Source organism: Streptomyces sp. NPDC101110 (genome assembly GCF_044759525.1).
GTDB lineage: Bacteria > Actinomycetota > Actinomycetes > Streptomycetales > Streptomycetaceae > Streptomyces.
Genome location: NZ_JBIVZM010000004.1, coordinates 336,918 through 352,874 on the forward strand (window position 1 = coordinate 336,918; position 15,957 = coordinate 352,874).

Below are 15,957 nucleotides of genomic sequence, written 5' to 3' on the forward strand. Positions count from 1 at the left end.
GCCGAGCGGCACCCACCCCGTGCCCCGTGGTCGAGAACAGGTGAGCCGCTCCCCCGAGCTCAAAAGAGCAAGGGGGGACCCCCAGGCCTACCGGCAACCCCGTGGCCCGGACCGACGGAGGAGCACACGTGACCGTGGAGAGCACTGCCGCGCGCACACCGCGACGCAGCGCCGGAAGCAAGGCCGGCACCACCGGCACCAAGCGCACCCGCACCACCGCCAAGAAGGACGCCGGCACCGAGCCCCAGCTCGTGCAGCTGCTGACGCCCGAGGGCAAGCGCGTCAAGAACGCCGAGTACGACAAGTACGTCGCCGGCATCACCCCGGAAGAGCTCCGCGGCCTCTACCGCGACATGGTGCTCACCCGCCGCTTCGACGCCGAGGCCACCTCCCTGCAACGCCAGGGCGAGCTGGGCCTGTGGGCGTCGCTGCTCGGCCAAGAGGCCGCCCAGATCGGATCCGGCCGGGCCACCCGCGAGGACGACTACGTCTTCCCGACCTACCGCGAGCACGGCGTCGCCTGGTGCCGCGGGGTCGACCCGGCCAACCTGCTCGGGATGTTCCGCGGTGTGAACAACGGCGGCTGGGACCCCAACAGCAACAACTTCCAGCTGTACACGATCGTCATCGGCTCCCAGACGCTGCACGCCACCGGCTACGCGATGGGCGTGGCCAAGGACGGCGCCGACAGCGCGGTGATCGCCTACTTCGGCGACGGCGCCTCCAGCCAGGGCGACGTGGCCGAGTCCTTCACCTTCTCCGCGGTCTACAACGCCCCGGTCGTGTTCTTCTGCCAGAACAACCAGTGGGCCATCTCCGAGCCCACCGAGAAGCAGTCCCGCGTGCCGATCTACCAGCGCGCCCAGGGCTTCGGGTTCCCGGGCGTGCGGGTCGACGGCAACGACGTGCTCGGCGTCCTCGCGGTCACCCGGTGGGCCCTGGAGCGGGCCCGCAGCGGCGAGGGCCCGACCCTCGTCGAGGCGTTCACCTACCGCATGGGCGCCCACACCACCTCGGACGACCCGACCCGCTACCGGGGCGACGAGGAGCGCCAGGCCTGGGAGGCCAAGGACCCGATCCTGCGCCTGCGCCGCTATCTGGAGGCCTCAAACCACGCGGACGAGGGATTCTTCGCGGAACTGGAGAACGAGTCCGAGGCGTTGGGCAGACGAGTGCGCGAGGCGGTCCGTGCCATGCCGGACCCGGACCACTTCGCAATCTTCGAGAACGCCTACGCGGACGGGCACGCGCTCGTCGACGAGGAGCGCGCCCAGTTCGCCGCGTACCAGGCGTCGTTCGCCGATGAGGGGGGTAACTGAGATGGCCGACAAGATGGCACTGGCCAAGGCGATCAACGAGTCGCTGCGCCGCGCCCTGGAGTCCGACCCCAAGGTCCTGATCATGGGTGAGGACGTCGGCAAGCTCGGCGGCGTCTTCCGGGTGACGGACGGGCTGCAGAAGGACTTCGGCGAGAGCCGCGTCATCGACACCCCGCTCGCCGAGTCGGGCATCGTGGGCACGGCGATCGGCCTGGCCCTGCGCGGCTACCGCCCGGTGGTGGAGATCCAGTTCGACGGCTTCGTCTTCCCCGCGTACGACCAGATCGTCACGCAGCTCGCGAAGATGCACGCCCGCTCGCTGGGCAAGGTCAAGCTCCCGGTCGTCGTCCGCATCCCCTACGGCGGCGGCATCGGCGCGGTGGAGCACCACTCCGAGTCGCCCGAGTCGCTCTTCGCCCACGTGGCGGGTCTGAAGATCGTCAGCCCGTCGAACGCCTCGGACGCGTACTGGATGATGCAGCAGGCCATCCAGAGCGACGACCCGGTGATCTTCTTCGAGCCCAAGCGCCGCTACTGGGACAAGGGCGAGGTCAACACGGAGGCGATCCCGGGCCCGCTGCACAAGGCCCAGGTGGTCCGCGAGGGCACCGACCTCACCCTGGCCGCCTACGGCCCGATGGTGAAGCTCTGCCAGGAGGTCGCCGACGCGGCCGCCGAGGAGGGCAAGAGCCTGGAGGTCCTGGACCTGCGCTCGGTCTCCCCGCTCGACTTCGACTCGATCCAGGCGTCGGTGGAGAAGACCCGCCGCCTGGTCGTCGTCCACGAGGCCCCGGTGTTCTTCGGCTCCGGCGCGGAGATTGCCGCGCGGATCACGGAGCGCTGCTTCTACCACCTGGAGGCCCCGGTGCTCCGGGTCGGCGGCTACCACGCCCCCTACCCGCCGGCCCGCCTGGAAGAGGAGTACCTGCCGAACCTGGACCGGGTACTGGACGCCGTCGACCGCTCGCTGGCGTACTGAGGAGAGGGTCGTGACGACGATGACGGAAGCGTCCGTGCGCGAGTTCAAGATGCCCGACGTGGGCGAGGGACTCACCGAGGCCGAGATCCTCAAGTGGTACGTCCAGCCCGGTGACACGGTCACCGACGGGCAGGTGGTCTGCGAGGTCGAGACGGCGAAGGCGGCCGTGGAGCTGCCCATCCCGTACGACGGCGTGGTCCGGGACCTGCACTTCCCCGAGGGCACCACGGTCGACGTGGGCACGGCGATCATCGCGGTGGACGTCGGCGGCGGCAGCGCCGCGCCCGCCGCCGAGCAGCCCGCCGCCGAGCAGCCCGCCGCCGCGCAGCCGGCGGCAGCCGCGCCCGCCGCGGAACCGAAGGCCGCGGGCTCCGGACGCCAGCCGGTCCTGGTGGGCTACGGGGTGGCGACCTCCTCCACCCGCCGCCGCCCCCGCAAGGGCCCCGAGGTTCCGGTCCAGCAGGTCTCGACGGCGATCCAGACGGAGCTGAACGGCCACGCGCCGGCGGCCCCGGCAGCGAACGCCCCGGCGGCTTCGGCCGCCCCGGTCCCGGCCGCCCCGGCCGGCGGGGAGCGCCCGCTGGCCAAGCCACCCGTCCGCAAGCTCGCCAAGGACCTGGGCGTCGACCTGACGACGGTGGTCCCGACCGGCCCGGACGGCATCATCACCCGCGAGGACGTGCACGCGGCGGTCGCCGCGGCCGTACCGGCGGCCCCCGAGCCCCAGGTGGCGTCCGCCCCGGTGGCCGCGGCCCAGGCCGCGGTGTCGTACGACACCGCGCGGGAGACCCGCATCCCGGTCAAGGGCGTCCGCAAGGCGACGGCGGCGGCGATGGTCGGCTCGGCGTTCACCGCGCCGCACGTGACGGAGTTCGTGACGGTCGACGTGACGCGCACGATGAAGCTGGTCGAGGAGCTGAAGGCCGACAAGGAGTTCACCGGTCTGCGCGTGAACCCGCTGCTGCTGATCGCCAAGGCGCTGCTGGTGGCCATCAAGCGCAACCCGGACGTCAACGCGTCCTGGGACGAGGCCGCCCAGGAGATCGTGGTCAAGCACTACGTGAACCTGGGCATCGCGGCCGCCACCCCGCGCGGTCTGATCGTGCCGAACATCAAGGACGCGCACGCCAAGACGCTGCCGCAGCTGGCCGAGTCGCTGGGCGAGCTGGTGTCGACGGCCCGGGACGGCAAGACGTCCCCGGCGGCGATGCAGGGCGGCACGGTGACGATCACCAACGTGGGCGTGTTCGGCGTCGACACGGGCACGCCGATCCTCAACCCGGGCGAGTCCGCGATTCTCGCGGTCGGTGCGATCAAGCCGCAGCCGTGGGTCCACAAGGGCAAGGTGAAGCCCCGTCAGGTCACCACCCTGGCTCTGTCCTTCGACCACCGCCTGGTCGACGGCGAGCTGGGCTCGAAGGTGCTGGCCGACGTGGCGGCGATCCTGGAGCAGCCGAAGCGTCTGATCACCTGGGCGTGAGCCGACTGCGGCGGCCCCCTGCCCACCCGGGCGGGGGGCCGCCGGCGTTTTTCCGGGGGCTGCGCGGGCGGGCGGCGCCGTCAGCGCACCGCCGTGTGGCGGACACGGCCGAGGGGGCCCCGCCGCACACCGCGGCGGGGCCCCCTCGGCCGTGGTCCTACTTGGTGAAGCCGTAGTTGAGCAGCTTCGTGGCGTCCGCCTTGCGGGCGTCCAGGCCGGTCGAGGCGAGGACGGTGCCGATGACGGTCTTGCCGCTGCGGGTGGCGGCGAAGACCAGGCAGTACTTCGCCTCCGGGCCGGAACCGGTCTTCACGCCGATCGCGCCGGAGTAGCTGCCGAGCAACGGGTTGGTGTTCTCCCAGGGCGCCATCGTCCGCGTACCGCCGGACTTGGTGGTCGTCTTCGCCGTGTACTTCTTCGTCTTGACGACCGTGCGGAACGAGGAGTTCTTCATCGCCGCGCTGGCGAGCTTCGTCAGATCGCGCGGCGTGGAGTAGTTCGCGCCGTGGCCGATGCCGTCGAACGAGTCGAAGTGGGTGTTCTTCAGACCCAGGTTCTTGGCGGTGGTGTTCATCTTGCCGATGAACGACTTCACGCGGGCCGAGCGGGTCGAGCCCGAGCCGAACTTGTCGGCGAGGGCGTACGCCGCGTCGCAGCCGGACGGCAGCATCAGCCCGTACAGCAGCTGACGGACGGTGACCTTGTCGCCGACGATCAGCTTCGCGTTGGACGCGTAGTTGTTGTCGACGATGTAGTCGCTGTACGCCTTCTGGATCGTGACCTTGCTGTCCATGTTCAGGTTCGACTGCTTCAGCACCACCAGGGCAGTCATGATCTTGGTGGTCGAGCCCGTCGAGCGGCGCGTGTCGGCCGCCTTGGTGTAGAGCGACTTGCCGGTCGCGTTGTTCATCACGTAGCCGCCCTTGGCGGCGATGGAGGGCGCCGAGGCGGCCTGCGCCGGCGCGACGGTGAGGGCACCGGTCGCGAGCATGGCGCCGGTGGTCACGGCGACGGCCGCGGCTCTGCGGAGACGAGTGCCCTTAATGCCGGTTATCAAGTCAAGTACCCCGATTACGTCGAATGCCCCAACGATGCGGCCGAGTTGAGGACGAGGGGAAAGGGGGCCGCACGTGTCTGACTCGTAACTAGCACACGTGGTTGTGCTGTTGCTGAGGGGGACCCCCGCTTTGCCACGGATGTGTGACATACAAGTCCGCATACTGGACGTTTCTCTTCATGCGTACCTGTTGTATCTATGCTGTCCGCATGACCCTGGCCGTGAAGCAACCGCCCGCCGCCGACCGCGTCTATGCCCACGTCAAACAGGGTGTCCTGGAACGCCGCTACGAGGGCGGCACCCTCCTCACCGAGGGCGAGCTCGCCGAGGCCGTCGGAGTGTCGCGCACACCGGTCCGCGAGGCGCTGCTCCGCCTGGAGGTCGAGGGGCTCATCCGGCTCTACCCGAAGAAGGGCGCCCTCGTCCTGCCCGTCTCCGCGCAGGAGATTGCCGACGTCGTCGAGACGCGGCTGCTCGTCGAGGAGCACGCGGCGCGCAAGGCCGTGCCCGCGCCCGCCGGGCTCATCGAGCGCCTGGAGGAGCTGCTGGCCCGGCAGAAGAAGCAGGCCGCCGCAGGGGACCTCGCGGGGGCCGCCGTCACCGACCGCTGCTTCCACGCCGAGATCGTCCGCAGCGGCGGCAACGAGATCCTCTCCCGCCTCTACGACCAGCTGCGCGACCGCCAACTGCGCATGGGCGTCGCCGTCATGCACTCCCACCCCGACCGCATCGCCAAGACCCTCGCCGAGCACGAGGAGATCCTCGACGCACTGCGCTCCGGTGACGCGGAGACGGCCGTCGGCCTCGTCCACCGCCACATCGGCTGGTTCTCCCACCTGGCCCGGGGAGAAGTCCGATGAGCGCCGTCTCGATACCCGGCGACCCGCCGGGCGGCCGCCGGGCCCTGGCCGTCTGGGGCACCGGCGTCTCGGTCTACTTCGTCGCGGTCATCTTCCGCACGTCCCTGGGCGTGGCCGGACTCGACGCCGCCGACCGCTTCCACGTCAACGCCTCCGCCCTGTCCACCTTCTCCATCCTCCAGCTGCTGGTCTACGCCGGCATGCAGATCCCCGTCGGCCTGCTGGTCGACCGGCTCGGCACCAAGAAGGTGCTGGCGCTCGGCGCGGTGCTGTTCACCGCCGGGCAGCTGGGCTTCGCCTTCTCCCCCTCGTACGGCACGGCGCTCGCCTCCCGGGCGCTGCTGGGCTGCGGTGACGCGCTGACGTTCATCAGCGTGCTGCGCCTGGGCAGCCGCTGGTTCCCGGCCCGTCGGGGGCCGCTGGTCGCCCAGTTCGCGGGACTGGTCGGCATGGCGGGCAATCTCGTCTCCACGCTCGTCCTGGCCCGGCTGCTGCACGGCATCGGCTGGACGGCGGCGTTCGCGGGCAGCGCGGCGGCCGGTGCCGTGGTGCTCGTCCTCGTACTGCTCTTCCTCAAGGACCACCCGGAGGGCCACGAGCCGGAGCCCTTCCCGCACCAGGGCGCGGCCTATGTGCGGCGGCAGATCGCCGCGTCCTGGCGGGAGCCCGGGACGCGGCTCGGCCTCTGGGTGCACTTCACCACCCAGTTCCCGGCGATGGTGTTCCTGCTGCTGTGGGGCCTGCCCTTCCTCGTCGAGGCGCAGGGGCTGTCCCGGGCGGTCGCCGGCGAACTCCTCACCCTCGTCGTCCTGTCGAACATGGTGGTGGGCCTGGTCTACGGCCAGATCGTCGCCCGGCACCACGGGGCCCGGCTGCCACTCGCGCTCGGCACGGTCGGCACGACGGCGGCCCTGTGGGCTGCGACGCTCGCCCACCCCGGCCCCCGCGCCCCGATGTGGCTGCTGATCGTGCTGTGCACGGTGCTCGGGGCCTGCGGGCCGGCGTCGATGATCGGTTTCGACTTCGCGCGCCCGGCCAACCCGCCCGAACGGCAGGGCACCGCCTCCGGCATCACCAACATGGGCGGCTTCGTCGCCTCCATGACCACGTTGCTCGCGATCGGCGTGCTCCTGGACGCGACCGGTGACGACTACTCCCTGGCCTTCTCGGCGGTGTTCGTGCTCCAGGCGCTCGGGGTCTCCCAGATCCTGCGGCTTCGTAAGCGGGCGCAACGGCGGGAGCGGGAGCGGCTGGTGGCCAGCCGCGTGGAGACGGTGCACGTGCCCGCGTGACGTCCGTCAGGCGGCCGTCGGTACGAGGGTGAGGTACGCGAGGCCGAGGACGCCGCGGTAGGCGAGCCACCGGGCGCGGTGCCGGTCGACGCGTTGCCGGGTCTCCTCCGCCAGGGGGTGGCGGGGGTGCTCGGCGAGCCACACCTCGGTGTCCGCGAGGTACCCCGACTCGAACGCCTCCCATTCGTCGAGGCTCGCCGTCTCCGTCCACTCGGGCCGGAACCCCGCGTCGACGGCCGTCCCTGTGAGCGTCGCGAGGTCGGGGTGGTCCGTCGCGGCGGCGTCCGGCCACATGCGGGACAGTTCGCCGGGGGTCGGGGTGCGCTCCCAGAACCCCTCGCCGAGCAGGACGCGGCCGTGGTCGGTGACGAGGCGGCGGAGCTCGCCCAGGGCCTCGGGTAGCCGGTGGCCGAGGGCCTGGCTCGATCCCACGCACAGGACGAGGTCGGCGGGGCCGCGGGTGGTGCCGGTGGCGGACTCCTCCAGGAAACGGACCCGGGACGCCAGGCCGCGCTCCGCGGCGGCCTTGCGCCCGCGTGCCAGGTCGTCGGTGTCCAGGTCGATGCCGGTGCCGGTCGCCTCCGGCGTGGTGGCCAGGACACGGAGCATCAACTCGCCCGAGCCGCAGCCGATGTCCAGGACGGTGGTGGGGTGGTGGCGGGTGAGGCGCTGTACGAGAGCCTCTGCGCGGGTCTCGGAGAGCGGGCCGTGGAAGGTGAGGCGGGTGCGGTGGGGTGGGGTCATGCGGGTGGACGGTACGGGGGGTCGGGGGGCAGCGGCACGGGGTTTTCGAGGCCCGGGGGGGCTGGAGCCTGGCGGGTCCGCAGCCCGGCGCAGCGGGGCGCCTCCCCCAAGCTCTCGGCTTCGCTGGAGCAGGGGACCCCCACGCCCACCCGCGCCGCCCCTCGGGGGCTTCACTCAGCCTGTCCGGCGATTCACCTCCCACTCAGGTCCTAGGCCGGCGGGTCCGCCCTCCGGCGTACAGCGGAGACGGTCTGCCGTAGCGGACGACGCGCGGCTGCCATGTCCACGGCCAGCATGTAGATCATGACGACAGCAACCGCTCCTGTCCTCGCCGCGCCTGTCTGGGCCCGCCGCGCCGCCCATGCCATCGCCCTGTGCGCCGTCCCGTCCGGCCTGTGGCGCATCGCCATGGCATCCGGTGTCCATGTCGGCTACAGCGACCAGGTCCTGCGGGACGTCTTCGACATTCCGGGCTGGGGTGTCGCGTACGTCGTCGGCCTCTCCGTCCTCACCGAACTGGCCGCCCTGTTCCCGCTGCTCCTCGTGAGCGACCGGTGGCGGCCGCTGCGCCCCCGGACCCTCGCCGCACTGGCCTGGACCGCGTCGGCCGTCCTGGTCCTGGTGACACTGTGGCAGCTCGTGGTCGCTTTCACCGTCGAGAGCCGGACGTACATGTCGAGCGGTACGGCGCAGACCGTCTGGGGCTTCACCTTTGCCCCGTTGTTCGCCATCCCGGTCCTGATGACCGCGGTGACCTGGTCGTACGCGAAGCGGCACCGGGCACGGGTCAGGCCGTGATCCCCCCCGCGTGCTCGACGTCGACCGAGGCGAAGACCCGGTCCGGAAGGGCTCCGGCATCGGCTCGGTCCGCTCGTCGTCAGGCTCGGGCAGGCGGGGACGGCCTTCCGCCCACCGAGGGTCCCGGCAGGCCAGGCCGATCTCGTTGTCCAACCGCCAACCCGGCGAACCTTCCCGGTCCCAGCACCAGCGGCACGCATGCCCGCGGCTCGCGTGGCACACGTGCCCGCAGCGGGGGCGGGGCGTCCCCTACTGCGTCACCGTGAAGTTGCGCAGGATCGCTGCCGTCAGTTCCGGGTCGCCCTCTGTTTTCAGCCGGTCGGACACCGACTCCGGTGTCACGCGGCCGCAGGCCAGGCGGACGTAGGTCTCCCAGTCGAGGGTGAGGGTGGCGGCGGGGCCGAGAGCCGGAGCCGTTTCCAGGGTGCCGCGGCCCTGGATGTCGACGCGGATCGTGCGCAGGAACTCCACGGGCCCGTGCACGTCGAAGACGATCGCCGAGCTGCGCGGTGCCTGCGCGTTCTCGGCGACCACGCGAGGGAGTTCGCCGAGGAGCACGTCACGGGCGACCAGCGCGCCGGGGGAGTCGAGGTTGCCGGGGCGGCCGAGGGCCGTACGCAGATCCTGCTCGTGCACCCACACGTCGAACGCGTGCCGCCGCATCGACTCCTCCAGGGTGAGTTCGCTGCCGAGCGGCCCCCGCACCTTCGTGCCCGGGTCGCGCGACTCGTTCCGCAGCTGCCGGTTGCGGCGGATGATCACGTACTCCAGCTCGGAGGTCATCTCCGGCGCCGTGTGATGGCGGCGGACGTCGACCTGCATCTCCATGTAGCGCTGGTGCTCGTTGGTGACGTGGAAGAGGTCACGCGGAAGGCTGTGGATGGGACGCGGGTCGCCGAGCATCTCGCAGTCCAGACCGATGACGTGGGACACCACGTCCCGCACCGACCACCCGGGGCACGGCGTCCGCCGGTTCCACTCGGCCTCCGCGAGCGGCTGGAGCAGCTCGGATATCGCTTCGACGGAGTGGGTCCAGGCATCGGCATAGGGCTGGAGGGTGGGATGCAGACTCACGGAACGGGACCCCTCGGCGGTTCGGTCACGGGCAGGTGGTGGCGGCGTTGCCAGTGGGAGGTGGCGGCTGTCGGCGGGCGTCTTGCGAGCTAAGTTACGCTGCTGTGAGGCACCCCGGCAGTGCTTTCGTGTGACGATCGTAGGCCCGTGTGGACGGCTCGAATGCCAGGACGGTGGTAGTGTGCGCGCCTCTGTGATCCAGATCGCCGTGAACGAGGACGAATCGGTCGAAGCGCGCCGCCGGCGCGTGGCGGCGCTGGTCCGGGAGCAGGCCGGAGCCGATCTCGTCGTCCTGCCGGAGCTGTGGACCACGGGTGCCTTCGCCTACGAGGAGTTCGGGCGTGAGGCCGAGCCGCTCGAAGGGCCGACGTACGAGGCGATGGCGAAGGCCGCGAGCGACGCGGGCGTCTGGCTGCACGCGGGTTCCGTCCCGGAGCGGGATCCCGACGGCCCGCTCTACAACACCTCCCTGGTCTTCTCCCCCTCCGGCGACCTGGCCGCCGCCTACCGCAAGATCCACCGCTTCGGCTTCGACAAGGGCGAAGCCGTGCTGATGGGCGCGGGCGCGGAGCTGGTGACGGTGCGTCTGCCCGGGACGACCCTCGGCCTGTCCACGTGCTACGACCTCCGCTTCCCCGAGCTCTACCGCGGTCTCGTCGACGCCGGTGCCGAGACGCTCGTGGTGTCGGCGGGCTGGCCGGAGCGCCGCCGCTCCCACTGGACGCTGCTGGCCCAGGCACGGGCCGTGGAGAACCAGTCGTTCCTCCTCGCCTGCGCAACGGCCGGGACGCACGCCGGAGTTCCCCAGGCCGGTCACTCGATCGTGGTCGACCCCTGGGGCGAGGTGCTGGGGCAGGCCGGTGCCGGCGAGGAGGTCCTCACGGTGGAGTTCGACCCGGGGAAGGTCGCGGCGACCCGGGAGCAGTTCCCGGCGCTGAAGGACCGGATGCTGGGACTCCAGCCGCCGCGCAGGCCCTGAGGACGCCCTGCGCGCACGGGTACGCCCGGGCGGCTCAGTCCTCCCGTTCCTTCTCCGCCAGGTGGATCACGCACACGGCCACCGCGATCAGCAGCGCCGGATCGGCGTCCTCGCGGACGACGTCCACGCCGTAGGTGTCCCGTACGGTCAGCCACCGCCGGGAGATCACCGCCAGCAGCTCCCCGTCGTACTCGACGGCGAACTCCCGGTCGAGGATCCTGCCGCTGACGTCCAGCTCGTTGCCGTCGGCCAGGGCCACCCGGTAGTGGTTGCGCAGCAGGGACAGCCGTTTCCTGCGGATGGTCGCCAGCGGCTCCCCGCCGCGCTGGAGCACCATGGTGTCGCGCAGGGCGAGCATCTTCTGGTGGATGTCGACGAGGACGCGTCCCTGGGTGTCCTTCAGCTCCCAGGTGTCCCGCACCCGCAGGGCCTTGCCGTCGACGAGGAACACCTTGCCGCCGTGGTCGTCCTCGATCCAGTAGTCGTCACCGAAGCCGAGGAGCCGGTCGTACACGAGGAATCTCATGAGACCAGGGCTTCCCCGCGGCCCGGTCCGAAACGCCGCCGATAGGCCGAAGGGCCGAGGCCCGCCGGGCACCGGCACCGGCCCCGGGCGCAACGGGGCGAAGGCAACCGTACGGTGACGGTGAACAGCCGTCACGTCCGCACCCTGGAGGGGACATGCACCGGGCAGCAGAGGACCGCGATCGTCCCGAGGAGGCGGCCGCCGACGGCCCGCGCACCGGGGTCACGTGCCCGTTCTGCCGCATCGTGCGCGGGCTCGCCCCCGCCCGGGTGCTGCGCGACTGGCCCGACGCGCTGGCGATCCTGCCCCGCGGCGGGGGCGTCACGGCGGGCCACGTGCTGGTGCTGCCCAAAACGCACGTCCCGGACGTGGCGGCGGACCCGCTGGTGTCCGCGGCGACGATGCGGCGCGTCGCGGAACTCGCCGCCGAGATGGACGACTGCAACGTCATCACGTCGCGGGGCGCCGCCGCCACGCAGACCGTGCGGCACATGCACGTCCACCTGGTGCCGCGCCGCGACGGCGACGGCATCCTGCTGCCCTGGACACCGGTCGCCGGAGCCAGCCGCCGGCCGGGCCCGGACCGGCGGCCCTGGTCGGCCCGCCCGGCCGGCCGGTGAGCCCGCGTCGGCGGTCCTGGTCGGCCTGCCCGGCCGGCCGGTGAGCCCGCGTCGGCGGCCCTGGTCGGCCCGCCCGGCCGGCCGGTGAGCCCGCCCCTCCCCGGCCGGGTGCGCCTCAGCCGAGGAAGACGAGAAGCAGGCTGTTGGCCGCGGCCAGCACGCCGTAGCAGAACAGCATCGGCCGGGACAGCAGCACGGCGGTCCAGGACACCGTCCCGCCGTGGCGCTCGGCGTCCATGGTGAACGGGGGCGGCGGGTCGTCCCGGTCGCTGACGACCTTCTCGTAGAGGGCGCGGAACAGTCGCTCCTGGCGGAGGTAGTAGCCGTCGAGCAGCCAGAAGCCGACGGCGAGGGCCAGGGTGACGGGGATCGTCGCGCAGCCCGGCCTGCGGTCCGCGACCGCGACGAGCACGCCGCTCAGCGTGATGCACCAGCCCTTGATCAGGAACGAGTTGTTGCCGAGCCGGGCGATCACGCTCTGGAGCAGCTCCAGGTGCTTGAGGCGCTGTTCGTCGAGGCCCGGGCCGCCGGTCATCCGCGGGATGCCCCGCCGGGCCCGGCCCCGGTCTCGGGCGGTGTCTCGGACTGGGGCCCGGGCGGGGTCCCGGACTCGGATCCGGGCGGGGGCTCGGATTCGGGCGGTGTCTCGGACTCGGGCCCGGGCGGGGTCCCGGCCCCGGGCGGCTCCTCGGCCGGCGGGGTGCCCGGAGGTTCGATGTCCGGCTGTGAGAACTGCTCGTTCAGCTCCTCGACGGTGTCCTCCAGCCAGTTCTCCAGCCGGGTCGGGGCGTACCGGTCCAGCAGCCCGTCGCCGTGCTCCAGCATCTCCAGACGCAGCCGGGGCAGCGCGGTCCTGCCGTCGCCCCCGGCCCGGTCCGGGCCGGCCGGCCAGGCGTAGCCGCGCAGCGGCAGCTCCAGGGTGCCGGCGACGCCGCTCTCGGCCCGTTCCTCGAGCAACCGGACGCAGGCGTCGTCCACGGCCCGGTGCGCGTCGGCCTCCGCCTGCTCCAGGGCGGAGCGCAGCCGGTGCCAGGTGGTGCTGTGCGAGACGAGCCGCTGCCGCGCCTCGGACACGAGCCGGTCCGCGCTCTCCTCGGCGGCGGACGCGGAGCCGGAGGCCGCCTTGTCGGCCTCGGCGTAGGGATTGTGCGCCAGGACGGCCGTCGCCGCGGTGGCGAGACCGAGCGAGACGATGAGGAAGACGGCCATCACCGTGCCGGCCGTGTCGAAGGCCAGCGGGTTGCTCTGGTCCGTCCGCGTGTAGGCGGTCGTGGCGAGCAGACCGACGAGCAGCAGGTTGGCGAGGACCGGAAGGACCGGCGCGGACCAGGCCAGGTCGTCCGGCCGCCGGGTCTCGGTGCGGGGCCCGTCCAGCCGCAGCGCGTGCCGCAGCGCGGGCCAGGGCGCGCGCCGCACCCGTTCGGTGCGGTGCGCGGCGCGTACCCGCAGCCGGAACAGCGACCTCGCCAGCCAGCAGCTCAGCGCGAACTGGAGCGTGGACACCCCGAGGGCGACCAGGAAGGACAGGGCGTAGACCACGGTCTGCCACGGGTCGCCCGGGCCGACGCTCAGGGCCTGTGCCGTGGCCTGGCCGACGAAGGGCAGGTCGAACAGGGCGCTCAGCCCCAGCATCACCCACTGGAGCCACGACCAGGGCCGGCGGCTGCGGCGCAGCCCCTCCGGCCCGTCCGAGGTGTGCCGGACCCGTACCTGGCGGACCCGGTTGCGGGCCTCGCCGGCCGTCCGGCCGACGGTGAAACGCTCCACGGCGTCGATCGCGGTGAGCGCCGACTGGAACGTCTCCACCAGCGCCGTGCCCAGCTCCCCGAGGTTCCGCTGGGCCTTGGCCAGGCCGTTGTTGGCCTGTGTGAAGGCCCGCATCAGCACGGCGTGTTCCCGGCTGTCCACGGGGTCGGCCGGCCGCCCGGCGGGCCGGGGGCCGTCCGGGCCCACGAAGGGGAGGAACGTCTTTCCGGGGCAGGGTATGGGCGCCTCGCGGGCGCCTCCGTTCGAACCGTTGCTGCCGTTCACTTTCATGGCGCCCCGCCTCACTTCCGGATGATCTCGATGTCCACGCGGCGGTCGCACTGCCACCGCTGCTCCCGGGTCATGTCCACGGCGGCCGTCTCCTCGGTCTCGGGGCAGCCCGGTGACCGGCCCCGGCCGTGCGCCGTCACCCGGGAGGCGGCCACCCCGTGGTCGACGAGGACTTCCCGCACCGCCTCCGCCCGGCCCTGGGACAGCTCGCGGTCGTTGCCCGAGCCGCCGCGCGGGTCGACGTAGCCGTTGACCACGACCCGGTCGAGCGAGGGGGTGGTGCGTGCGGTCGCGGCGACGTCGGCGAGCGTGGGGACGGCTCCCCGCCGCACCCTCGGCGAGTTGGGGTCGAACAGGGCGGCGCCCGGCAGCGTGATCGTCCGGGAGCGGCTGTCGCCGTAGCGCACCACCGGCTCGCCCGGGGAACCCGGCCGGGCCGGAGCGGGGGACTTGGCCATGACGGAGGAGTCCTCGGCCTCGCACGTGCCGCCGGCCCGCTCGCACAGCGTGGTCCACAGCTTGCGCAGCCATTCGCGCTGGGCCCTGTCGGCGGAGGGCTGGCCGCCCGCGGAGTGCCCCAGGCCCACGAACGTGACCTTCACCCCCGACAGACGGGGGAGCTCGCTGAACTCCCCCCGCGCGGCGCACACCGAGACGATCGACTTGATGTCCTGCGGTGAGCCGAACCGCGCCCCCCGCAGGTCGGCGCAGCCCGTGGTGGACAGCCCGTCGCTGAGCACGAGCAGGTGCTTGTCGCCCTTCGTGTCGCTGAGCGTCTCGGCGCCCGCCGCCAGCGCGGCGAGGACGTCGGTGCCCCCGTCGACGGGCCGCTCCCGCTGGGCCGTGGCGAGGTCCTCGCGCAGACAGTCGTTCGCCGCCTGGCGGTTCAGCTCCTGGTTGCGCGGGTTGTCGTTGCTCTCCTTCCAGTCCCCGGGCCGCTCCCGCACGGTCCACACGACGTCCCCCGCGGGTCCGCCGAAGGTGCCGATGGAGACGGTCTCCCCCTGCTCGTCCTCCTTGTCGAGCAGTTCGTCGGCCGTCCCCCCGTAGTCCGGCCCGCGGGCCCCGGCCTTCTTGACGCGCACGGACGCCGAACCGTCGACGAGGACGACGGTGTTCCCGGCCTCCGCGGTGGGCGCCTGAGTCTTCGTCCAGGCGCATCCGGCTCTCTCGTCCTCTTCCTCGCAGCCGGTGAGCAGTGTGGCGGCCGTAAGGACGCCCACCACCGCGACGGCGGCGGAAAGCCGGCGTGCGGCGCTCACAGGGCCGGCCCCTCGGAAGCGATGGCGTCCTCGATCCAGGACGACTCGCTGAGCCCCATCTCCCGGCGGAACGCCCCGATCGCCTTGTCGTAGGCGTCGGCGAACTCGAACAGCCCAGCCTCCTGGTGGGCGCCGCGCGCCCCCTCCAGCGTCGTGATCAGCGCGTCGACGCTGGTACGGCGCTGCCTGCGCAGTCCCTCCATGACCTTGCGGAAGTCCTGGTCGGCGAGCGTGGCCGCGAACGGGACCAGCAGACGCCTCTGGTGGGCGTCGAGTTCACCGATCAGCTCCAGGTCGCTGATCACCTTCAGCCAGGCCTCGGTGAGCTCCCGCGCCCGCTCCGCCCTGATCAGGCCCAGGCGCTGGGTCTCCCGGAGCGTCAGCTCGTTCAGACGGTGCGGCAGCACGTGCTCGCGCAGGGCGGGGTCGACCCGGACCCGGACCGAGGGTGTGCACCGGATGAGGCCCTCGGTGTCGTCGAAGCACCAGTTGCCGTCGATCGACAGCCTCTTGTTGATCGCGCGCTCGGCGGCGACCGGGTCGGCCGGGTCGCAGTCGCGGGCGGCCGACCAGCCGACCCGCAGCAACTCCTCGCGCGCCGTCGCCTCGTGGTGCACGACGCGTTCCTTCAGCGTCTCCCGCGACATCGCCGAGCTGTTCCACTGGAACGTCGGGAACACCTCGTAGGAGAAGACGTCGTCCCGCGCCGCCATGGACAGCGGTGTCTCCGGGGGCAGGGACTGCACGAAAACCTTCCTGCGGCGGGGCTGCCGGGCGGTCTCGTCCCCGTCGTCGGAGCCGGAGGTCTCCGGCTCCTCCTCGAAGGTGTCGTCGTAGCGGTTGCGTCGCCAGGTGCGCCACGCCTCGCGCAGCGTGGCGAACAGGCCTTTGCGTCGTGCCATGTCGGTCCTCCCAGTGGGGTCGGATCTG

The 15,957-nt window shown here is 72.3% G+C and carries 16 protein-coding genes; 8 read left to right on the plus strand and 8 right to left on the minus strand.

From position 1 onward, the window contains the following. The first annotated feature begins 128 nt into the window (after positions 1-128). Genes pdhA through ACIQU3_RS10880 form a run of 3 tightly spaced genes read left to right on the plus strand, consistent with a single transcriptional unit; the run spans position 129 to position 3,778 of the window. Positions 129-1,319 carry a pyruvate dehydrogenase (acetyl-transferring) E1 component subunit alpha gene (pdhA, locus tag ACIQU3_RS10870; RefSeq protein WP_403742014.1) on the plus strand — a complete coding sequence of 397 codons (1,191 nt, stop codon included), beginning with the start codon at positions 129-131 and terminating at the stop codon, positions 1,317-1,319. 1 nt (position 1,320) lies between these two features. Further along, positions 1,321-2,298, plus strand: coding sequence for an alpha-ketoacid dehydrogenase subunit beta (locus ACIQU3_RS10875; protein WP_403742018.1), 978 nt, complete (start codon positions 1,321-1,323; stop codon positions 2,296-2,298). Between the two features lie 10 nt (positions 2,299-2,308). Next, the gene (locus ACIQU3_RS10880) at positions 2,309-3,778 is read left to right on the plus strand and encodes a dihydrolipoamide acetyltransferase family protein (RefSeq protein ID WP_403742024.1); all 1,470 of its coding nucleotides are present in this window, start codon (positions 2,309-2,311) and stop codon (positions 3,776-3,778) included. Positions 3,779-3,935: 157 nt separating this feature from the next. Here the strand turns inward: ACIQU3_RS10880 and ACIQU3_RS10885 are convergent, their stop codons facing one another. Then, the gene (locus ACIQU3_RS10885; protein ID WP_403735272.1) at positions 3,936-4,835 is read right to left on the minus strand and encodes a D-alanyl-D-alanine carboxypeptidase family protein; all 900 of its coding nucleotides are present in this window, start codon (positions 4,833-4,835) and stop codon (positions 3,936-3,938) included. Positions 4,836-5,044: 209 nt separating this feature from the next. Here ACIQU3_RS10885 and ACIQU3_RS10890 point away from each other — a divergent pair, with 209 nt between their 5' ends. Further along, positions 5,045-5,695 carry a GntR family transcriptional regulator gene (locus tag ACIQU3_RS10890; protein ID WP_361114733.1) on the plus strand — a complete coding sequence of 217 codons (651 nt, stop codon included), beginning with the start codon at positions 5,045-5,047 and terminating at the stop codon, positions 5,693-5,695. After that, positions 5,692-6,987: a nitrate/nitrite transporter gene (locus tag ACIQU3_RS10895; protein WP_403735267.1), complete on the plus strand. Its 1,296-nt coding sequence runs from the start codon at positions 5,692-5,694 to the stop codon at positions 6,985-6,987. The genes ACIQU3_RS10890 and ACIQU3_RS10895 overlap by 4 nt, the downstream gene beginning before the upstream one ends. A gap of 6 nt (positions 6,988-6,993) precedes the next feature. Here ACIQU3_RS10895 and ACIQU3_RS10900 read toward each other — a convergent pair whose 3' ends face one another. Further along, entirely contained in the window at positions 6,994-7,731 is a 738-nt protein-coding gene (locus ACIQU3_RS10900) for an SAM-dependent methyltransferase (RefSeq protein ID WP_403735263.1), read from the minus strand. A 303-nt stretch (positions 7,732-8,034) separates the two neighbouring features. On the opposite strand from ACIQU3_RS10900, the gene ACIQU3_RS10905 reads away from it, so the two are divergent. Then, positions 8,035-8,529 carry a hypothetical protein gene (locus ACIQU3_RS10905; protein ID WP_403735259.1) on the plus strand — a complete coding sequence of 165 codons (495 nt, stop codon included), beginning with the start codon at positions 8,035-8,037 and terminating at the stop codon, positions 8,527-8,529. 249 nt (positions 8,530-8,778) lie between these two features. Here ACIQU3_RS10905 and ACIQU3_RS10910 read toward each other — a convergent pair whose 3' ends face one another. Further along, positions 8,779-9,603 (minus strand): maleylpyruvate isomerase family mycothiol-dependent enzyme, encoded by an 825-nt coding sequence (locus tag ACIQU3_RS10910; RefSeq protein WP_403735256.1) that lies wholly within the window; start codon positions 9,601-9,603, stop codon positions 8,779-8,781. Between the two features lie 181 nt (positions 9,604-9,784). On the opposite strand from ACIQU3_RS10910, the gene ACIQU3_RS10915 reads away from it, so the two are divergent. After that, entirely contained in the window at positions 9,785-10,582 is a 798-nt protein-coding gene (locus ACIQU3_RS10915) for a carbon-nitrogen family hydrolase (RefSeq protein ID WP_403735253.1), read from the plus strand. A 34-nt stretch (positions 10,583-10,616) separates the two neighbouring features. Here the strand turns inward: ACIQU3_RS10915 and ACIQU3_RS10920 are convergent, their stop codons facing one another. Next, positions 10,617-11,108 (minus strand): LURP-one-related/scramblase family protein, encoded by a 492-nt coding sequence (locus tag ACIQU3_RS10920; RefSeq protein WP_403735248.1) that lies wholly within the window; start codon positions 11,106-11,108, stop codon positions 10,617-10,619. 155 nt (positions 11,109-11,263) lie between these two features. Between ACIQU3_RS10920 and ACIQU3_RS10925 the strand changes: the two genes are divergently transcribed. Further along, positions 11,264-11,728: an HIT family protein gene (locus ACIQU3_RS10925; RefSeq protein WP_403735245.1), complete on the plus strand. Its 465-nt coding sequence runs from the start codon at positions 11,264-11,266 to the stop codon at positions 11,726-11,728. Between the two features lie 115 nt (positions 11,729-11,843). Here ACIQU3_RS10925 and ACIQU3_RS10930 read toward each other — a convergent pair whose 3' ends face one another. From ACIQU3_RS10930 to ACIQU3_RS10945, 4 genes are read right to left on the minus strand one after another with little or no spacing between them, the layout of a single operon-like run. After that, the gene (locus tag ACIQU3_RS10930) at positions 11,844-12,263 is read right to left on the minus strand and encodes a hypothetical protein (protein WP_403735242.1); all 420 of its coding nucleotides are present in this window, start codon (positions 12,261-12,263) and stop codon (positions 11,844-11,846) included. After that, positions 12,260-13,765 (minus strand): hypothetical protein, encoded by a 1,506-nt coding sequence (locus ACIQU3_RS10935; protein WP_403924446.1) that lies wholly within the window; start codon positions 13,763-13,765, stop codon positions 12,260-12,262. Before ACIQU3_RS10935 ends, ACIQU3_RS10930 begins: the two co-directional genes overlap by 4 nt. Positions 13,766-13,776: 11 nt before the next feature. Further along, positions 13,777-15,027 (minus strand): OmpA family protein, encoded by a 1,251-nt coding sequence (locus ACIQU3_RS10940; RefSeq protein ID WP_403924449.1) that lies wholly within the window; start codon positions 15,025-15,027, stop codon positions 13,777-13,779. After that, positions 15,024-15,929, minus strand: a complete 906-nt coding sequence (locus tag ACIQU3_RS10945; RefSeq protein WP_403924452.1) for a hypothetical protein — start codon at positions 15,927-15,929, stop codon at positions 15,024-15,026. The genes ACIQU3_RS10940 and ACIQU3_RS10945 overlap by 4 nt, the downstream gene beginning before the upstream one ends. Positions 15,930-15,957: the final 28 nt, after the last annotated feature.

Excerpts from the sequence above, each read along its gene's own strand:
- ACIQU3_RS10875 (WP_403742018.1), top strand. The coding sequence starts at position 1,321 with ATGGCCGACAAGATGGCACTGGCCAAGGCGATCAACGAGTCGCTGCGC.
- ACIQU3_RS10890 (WP_361114733.1), top strand. The coding sequence starts at position 5,045 with ATGACCCTGGCCGTGAAGCAACCGCCCGCCGCCGACCGCGTCTATGCC.
- ACIQU3_RS10895 (WP_403735267.1), top strand. The coding sequence starts at position 5,692 with ATGAGCGCCGTCTCGATACCCGGCGACCCGCCGGGCGGCCGCCGGGCC.
- ACIQU3_RS10900 (WP_403735263.1), bottom strand. The coding sequence starts at position 7,731 with ATGACCCCACCCCACCGCACCCGCCTCACCTTCCACGGCCCGCTCTCC.
- ACIQU3_RS10905 (WP_403735259.1), top strand. The coding sequence starts at position 8,035 with ATGACGACAGCAACCGCTCCTGTCCTCGCCGCGCCTGTCTGGGCCCGC.
- ACIQU3_RS10920 (WP_403735248.1), bottom strand. The coding sequence starts at position 11,108 with ATGAGATTCCTCGTGTACGACCGGCTCCTCGGCTTCGGTGACGACTAC.
- ACIQU3_RS10925 (WP_403735245.1), top strand. The coding sequence starts at position 11,264 with ATGCACCGGGCAGCAGAGGACCGCGATCGTCCCGAGGAGGCGGCCGCC.
- ACIQU3_RS10930 (WP_403735242.1), bottom strand. The coding sequence starts at position 12,263 with ATGACCGGCGGCCCGGGCCTCGACGAACAGCGCCTCAAGCACCTGGAG.
- ACIQU3_RS10935 (WP_403924446.1), bottom strand. The coding sequence starts at position 13,765 with ATGAAAGTGAACGGCAGCAACGGTTCGAACGGAGGCGCCCGCGAGGCG.
- ACIQU3_RS10945 (WP_403924452.1), bottom strand. The coding sequence starts at position 15,929 with ATGGCACGACGCAAAGGCCTGTTCGCCACGCTGCGCGAGGCGTGGCGC.